This window comes from Cecembia sp. (genome assembly GCF_007126775.1).
GTDB lineage: Bacteria > Bacteroidota > Bacteroidia > Cytophagales > Cyclobacteriaceae > Cecembia.
This window is the reverse complement of the sequence record NZ_SLAP01000105.1, coordinates 1-5,487: the sequence shown is the minus strand read 5'-3', so window position 1 is coordinate 5,487 and position 5,487 is coordinate 1. Positions and strand designations below refer to the sequence as shown.

Here is a 5,487-nt window from a genome sequence, read left to right as displayed (position 1 = left end):
TTCGGTAGTTCTAGTGGTGTCTTATGGATGAAAGAAGATAAGAGTTACGGTTTAATTCCAAACCCTCAGCCTTTGGAAAACAGCTCGGGGAATTGGATTGGTACCATCGAAGGAGCAGGAAACACATTTGTAGGCAGTTCAAGAAATCATGGTTTATTTAAAATTGACCCTGAAAACCAACAAATCGACCTATTATATTCCTCAGACCAAATCGCTGACTTTCAGATCAGCCCGGATGGAACTTATACAGTGTTAATGCTTAAAGACAACCAATTGATTGTTTTGGATAATTTGACTTTGAAGGTTTTGGCCAAAAGCCCTTTCCCTAATCAGCCTGAAATTCCCAAAGGTTTTAAAATGGCCATTCATGATAATTTCTTGTTTGTTGCAGCGCTAGGTTATAACCAAATTCAGGTTCTAAATATTTCCACCTTGAATACTTTGAAGCAGCTCAACTCGGAAGTTGCTATTAGTGACTTTAAAGTTTTCTAAAATTTCAGACTTATTATTAAAATCATGGATATACTAAAGATTGGTGTACTTACTTGTTCTGACCGGGCTGCTGCAAATGTCTATGAGGATATTTCAGGGAATGAAATCATCCGTTTTTTTAAAGAAGTTTTACAAAATCCTTGGGAGCCGGTTTATCGGGTGATTCCAGATGAGAAAGAAGAAATTGTTTCAGCACTTAAATCCATGGAAGAGGAAAACTGTGCCTTGATTGTAACCACGGGAGGTACCGGCCCTGCCCATAGGGATGTGACTCCTGAAGCTACTGAAGAATTATGTCAAAAAATGTTGCCGGGCTTTGGTGAACTGATGCGGCAGGTAAGTTTGCAGTATGTTCCTACTTCTATTTTATCCAGGCAAACAGCAGGCATTTACAATCAGACGCTCATAATTAATTTACCCGGTAAACCTTCAGCAATCCGCCAATGTCTTGATGCAGTTTTTCCAGCAATCCCTTATTGCTTGGATTTGATTGGTGGACCACATATGGTATGTCATGAAAGTACGGTGAAAGCCTTTAGGCCTAAAGAAATGAGCTAAAAACTAAATACAGGATATGGAAAATTTATCAAGTAAGCCTTGGTCACAATCCAAGAAAATCTTATTCCGGCTAGTATTTGCCTATATATTTCTGTATTGCTTTGCATTCCCTATATATTTTATTCCTTATGGCAGTATCTTAATTCACCCAATAGGGACGCAACTTCAAAACCTATCCATTTGGCTGGGGCATCACTTATTTGGTATTGTTGATGAAATCCCTACGGCAGAAACCGGCAGTGGGGACACGTTGATTTATTGGCTGCTTTGGGCTACCAAGACCATTTTAGCCCTGATGGTAACAGTTGTTTGGTCTGTATTGGACAGGGAAAGAGCATCCTACGAATTTTTGCAAAGGGTATTGATAACATACACGAGGTACTTTGTGGCTTTGATCATCTTTTCTTACGGAATGGCAAAAGTAATTCCGACACAATTCAGTGAACCTTCCTACACCCAATTGATGAAAACTTACGGGGAAAGTTCACCTATGAACCTGCTTTGGACATTGATGGGATATTCTACGCCCTATCAGGTTTTTGGGGGAATCATGGAAGTACTCGCAGCAGTATTGCTTTTGTTTAGGAGGACAGTCCTATTAGGGGCCTTGGTGATGATGACTGTGATGGCCAACGTGGTGGCCATGAATTTTGCTTTTGATGTTCCGGTAAAACTGGCTTCATCTCATTACTTGCTTTTTTCAATGGGCTTGGCATGGATATTCAAAAGGAATCTTATTGATCTTTTCTTTTTACAAAACCCAAGTCAGCCTATTGTTCTGAAACCTATGTTCCAAGAGAAAAGGGCATTTATTGCAACTCAGATTTTTAAAACTGTATTCTTGGGATATTTTTTCTACACTGCTGTATCCAACAATTTGAATTATCAAAAAAGCATCAGAGAAGGTGCCATGGTATCCCCTTTGGCAGGAGTTTATAATGTGCAATCGATACCAATAGCAAATGATTCGTTGGTTAATGCAAAAACGCCCATGCCTATCAAAAGATTGATTTTTGACAATTATAGACCCGAGAGGTTAACACTGGCTTTTGAGGATGATTCCAAAATCAGATATTTGGCAGAGTATGATGAGGAAAAGCAGTTGATCAAAGCTGTTCTTCCGTCAGATAGTACAAACCGAATGGAATTGACTTACAAATTTGATGAAGAAGGAAGGCTTTATTTAAAAGGGGTTTATAAAGAAGATAGCCTCTTTCTTGAAATAAACAGAATTGAGATTGACAGTCTTTTATTGGTTAAAAAGAAATTCCAGTGGATAAGCCCAGTCCCTTTCAATCGATGAAAAATGCTAAAGAAAACCCAGTTATTTTTTTTGATGGGGTTTGCAACCTGTGCAATGGATTTGTGCAGTTTGTGATCAAGCGGGACAAGGGATTAAGGTTCAAATTTGCTTCTTTACAGTCAGAGCATGCTTTGGATATTCCTGTATTTTCAAAGTCCAGCAAAGAAACTAATGACCCTTCCACGGTAGTATTAAGGCATAAAGGAGTTTTTTATTATAAATCAACGGCAATACTGGAAATGGCTCGGATACTTGGTTTTCCTTTTTCCTTAATTTACATATTCAGATTTTTTCCAAAATCCATTAGAGATGCGATTTATGATCGGGTTGCATCCAATCGCTATAAATGGTTTGGAAAAAAAGATTCCTGCATGATGCCAACCCCGGATTTGAAGGGAAGGTTTTTGTAGGATATATTGGCCTGTTTTTTTGGGTAAACCAATTAGTTTTAATCATTTCATCGGAGATCAAAAAAATATGGGAAACTCTGGGACATGAAAAGCTTCTCTTACGTCTGTATTTTACTAAGCATTTTTTGACACTTTGTAATTGTGAAACAAAGAAAAAATATGTGAGAAAATTTCATCTGTGAATTTCCTAACAAATTCGGTAAAAGAATGAAAAGGACGGAATTTAAACAACCTAAAAACACAGTGATTTTTATTGCTGTGCTGTGCCTCTTTACTTTAGGTAAAGCTAAGGCCTATAACTCAATTGAAAAACTATACAATCCTGATAGTATTTCAAAAATATCTTTAGAAATCACGGAATATGGGCTGATTTTTACAGAAATCATAGTTAATGGATCTCCTGTTAAAACGATGATTGATTTTGGAGATGGGCACGAATTACAATTATCATCAAACCTTGTAAAAGATTTGGGACTCAAAATTAAAAGCACCAATGCTCAAGTAGCGGATTTATTTGGGAATACATGGGATGTTTTTGAAGGAATTGTGGAAAGTGTAAAAATTGGTGATTGGAGTCAAGAAGAAACGGTTTTTACCATGCAGGAAGGTGAAATGGAGGCTGTAGCCCAACAGGTCGGCTATGAGTTTAGTGCTGTCCTTGGTTGGGGATATTTTAAAAATTACATTACAGAAATAGACTATAAAAACAGTAGGTTTATTTTGTATAAAAATGGTTTCGAAACAAAAGATGAGTGGTTGGTTTTTCCTTTCACCATGGATACAGGGCAGCTGATATTTTTATCCAAAGTACGAAATCAAGAATTGAAATTTATGATAGACACAGGTTCTCCCGTAACTGTAATCGATCCAAGCATAAGTAAATTTTCCGATGAAGGCTACCTCGAATTTGAAATCAAAGGAAAAGTTTTTAGGCAACAGGTTTTTGAACAGGATTTATCAGTCTTGATGGATCTTGAAGTAGCTGGAATTATAGGTGGGGATTTCCTTTCGTATTACCGAACAATTATTAACCCTAAAGAAAAAGTCATTTATCTTATCGAAAATCCATAATCTACTATACTCATCAAAAATGGTCAAATACTAATCTGCTCAATCATGAGAAAGCACTTGATTTTGATCTTCCTGTTCTTTTGTTTGAGCAACTCTTATGCCCAAAATGAGAATAAATCAGATTTTGGTTTGACAACAGGGCTGGTCTATAACCAATCCAACATGAAATGGAATACTACCACAGCGATTGGTGTCTATTTTGAACCTAAACTTTATCTTAATCAGCGGTTGATTATAGGGTACCGGTTGGAACCTGTGGCATTGGCCTATGGTGTTTTACTTTTGCCTGGTGGATGTACCCAAGTGCATCGTCAATATCCCGGAATGCCCAGCTGCCGGGAGGGATCTAATTTTCTGATCAATAATTATTTCTTTGTGGATAAAAGGTTGGGTAACCAAAAAATTGGGAAAAAAGGGGGAGTTTATCAACTCTATTCAGGACTTAGCATCAATGTACACACCCATCATAGGTTTATAATTACCTCTCGTAGAGCAGGGAATTGGGAAGACGCTGAAGCATGGATAACCAATTTAGGTCTCGGGTACAGGTTTGGGGCATTACTTGGGAGGACTCAAGCCAATCTTTCTTTAAATATAACAGGTCGGGACTTTCAGCCTTTTGTGGGGATGAGTTTCGGTTATGCTGTGATCAAATAGGGTAAAAAAGGAGGGATTTGTCACACTTTCAACAAAAATGGTGAAAATAGAAAATCATGCATTTACAGAAGGTTAGCGAATAATGATAATTTTCTCGATTTTTTAGAACCTTAATTTCTATTGGCTGCAATCCATACAATATCCCTCAAAGGCAATCCCTTCCAGATTGATTTTCTGATCAGTTAATCTCTGGAGATATTCTTCAGGCAAATCTGGAAGATTCTCCACTTTCTGACAACATTTACACCTGAAATGTGTGTTATTTTTTTTCTCAGAATTACCTGAATTCAAAGCAAAAAGTATATTACCATCCGAACAGGGTATTTTCTGAAGAATGCCTTTATCTGTAAATAAAATCAAAATCCTATAAACCGTTGTCCTGTCCATTTGATCCTTGAGTAATTCATGAAGTGTACAGAGAGAATGTGCCTTATGATCATCCATAAAATGCTGAATAACCAACATTCGATTGGTATTGGGTTTTATTTCATGGTTTTTAAGAAGATCAAATGGTGTTTTCATCGGGTTTGGTTTTTTTGGGTACCGGATCATAACCAAATGTGCCCCAAGGATGGCATTTTGCCAATCTTTTGATTCCAAGCCAAAGCCCTTTTAATGCTCCATGGATTTTGATCGCTTGAATCATATATTTGGAACAACTAGGTTCATGTCTGCATGAGGTAGGAAACAAGGGACTGATTAGCAATTGGTATAATTTAACAGGCAATATGAATATCCACCGAAGCATCATTCAAAATCCTTATAGAGCATACTGGCCTGAATGCCCTTGTTATCTTGATATTTTCCTGATCGGTAGGTTTTAAAGGGCTTGGAGATATCATGGTAATAGATCTGACAGATTTCCACATCTGCATAGATTCTTATGGGCTGAACACAGAAAATTTCAAGTGTCCAAAAACCACTAAAGCCAACATCTCCAAACCCTGCTGTTATATGGACGAATAAGCCCAACCTTCCAATAGAAGATCTTCCTTC

Annotated in this window: 8 protein-coding genes and 1 pseudogene; 6 read left to right on the top strand and 3 right to left on the bottom strand. The window is 37.4% G+C overall.

The window, feature by feature from the left end:
- The 6 genes from QZT73_RS06905 to QZT73_RS06880 all read left to right on the top strand — a co-directional run.
- Positions 1-492 (top strand): hypothetical protein (locus tag QZT73_RS06905; protein ID WP_291787363.1); only part of this gene is annotated, 492 nt, incomplete at its 5' end.
- A gap of 24 nt (positions 493-516) precedes the next feature.
- On the top strand, positions 517-1,050 hold the full coding sequence (gene mog, locus QZT73_RS06900; protein WP_291783833.1) for a molybdopterin adenylyltransferase: 534 nt from the start codon (positions 517-519) through the stop codon (positions 1,048-1,050).
- Positions 1,051-1,066: 16 nt separating this feature from the next.
- Positions 1,067-2,353: a hypothetical protein gene (locus tag QZT73_RS06895; RefSeq protein WP_291787361.1), complete on the top strand. Its 1,287-nt coding sequence runs from the start codon at positions 1,067-1,069 to the stop codon at positions 2,351-2,353.
- Positions 2,350-2,763 (top strand): thiol-disulfide oxidoreductase DCC family protein, encoded by a 414-nt coding sequence (locus tag QZT73_RS06890; RefSeq protein WP_291783836.1) that lies wholly within the window; start codon positions 2,350-2,352, stop codon positions 2,761-2,763. The genes QZT73_RS06895 and QZT73_RS06890 overlap by 4 nt, the downstream gene beginning before the upstream one ends.
- A gap of 207 nt (positions 2,764-2,970) precedes the next feature.
- On the top strand, positions 2,971-3,834 hold the full coding sequence (locus QZT73_RS06885) for an aspartyl protease family protein (RefSeq protein ID WP_291783838.1): 864 nt from the start codon (positions 2,971-2,973) through the stop codon (positions 3,832-3,834).
- 45 nt (positions 3,835-3,879) lie between these two features.
- Positions 3,880-4,491, top strand: coding sequence for a hypothetical protein (locus QZT73_RS06880; protein WP_291783840.1), 612 nt, complete (start codon positions 3,880-3,882; stop codon positions 4,489-4,491).
- 117 nt (positions 4,492-4,608) lie between these two features.
- On the opposite strand, the gene QZT73_RS06875 is transcribed toward QZT73_RS06880, so the two are convergent.
- From QZT73_RS06875 to QZT73_RS06865, 3 genes and pseudogenes are all read right to left on the bottom strand, one after another.
- On the bottom strand, positions 4,609-5,013 hold the full coding sequence (locus tag QZT73_RS06875; RefSeq protein ID WP_291787359.1) for a transcriptional repressor: 405 nt from the start codon (positions 5,011-5,013) through the stop codon (positions 4,609-4,611).
- Positions 4,997-5,239 carry a membrane protein insertion efficiency factor YidD gene (gene yidD, locus QZT73_RS06870; protein ID WP_291787365.1) on the bottom strand — a complete coding sequence of 81 codons (243 nt, stop codon included), beginning with the start codon at positions 5,237-5,239 and terminating at the stop codon, positions 4,997-4,999. The genes QZT73_RS06875 and yidD overlap by 17 nt, the downstream gene beginning before the upstream one ends.
- Positions 5,239-5,487 (bottom strand): annotated as a pseudogene (locus tag QZT73_RS06865) (dCTP deaminase); the annotation flags it as partial. The pseudogene QZT73_RS06865 and the gene yidD, both read right to left, overlap by 1 nt.

What these genes read in the sequence shown, in the direction of transcription:
- mog (WP_291783833.1), top strand. Translation starts at nt 517, where the DNA reads ATGGATATACTAAAGATTGGTGTACTTACTTGTTCTGACCGGGCTGCT.
- QZT73_RS06895 (WP_291787361.1), top strand. Translation starts at nt 1,067, where the DNA reads ATGGAAAATTTATCAAGTAAGCCTTGGTCACAATCCAAGAAAATCTTA.
- QZT73_RS06890 (WP_291783836.1), top strand. Translation starts at nt 2,350, where the DNA reads ATGAAAAATGCTAAAGAAAACCCAGTTATTTTTTTTGATGGGGTTTGC.
- QZT73_RS06885 (WP_291783838.1), top strand. Translation starts at nt 2,971, where the DNA reads ATGAAAAGGACGGAATTTAAACAACCTAAAAACACAGTGATTTTTATT.
- QZT73_RS06880 (WP_291783840.1), top strand. Translation starts at nt 3,880, where the DNA reads ATGAGAAAGCACTTGATTTTGATCTTCCTGTTCTTTTGTTTGAGCAAC.
- QZT73_RS06875 (WP_291787359.1), bottom strand. Translation starts at nt 5,013, where the DNA reads ATGAAAACACCATTTGATCTTCTTAAAAACCATGAAATAAAACCCAAT.
- yidD (WP_291787365.1), bottom strand. Translation starts at nt 5,239, where the DNA reads ATGCTTCGGTGGATATTCATATTGCCTGTTAAATTATACCAATTGCTA.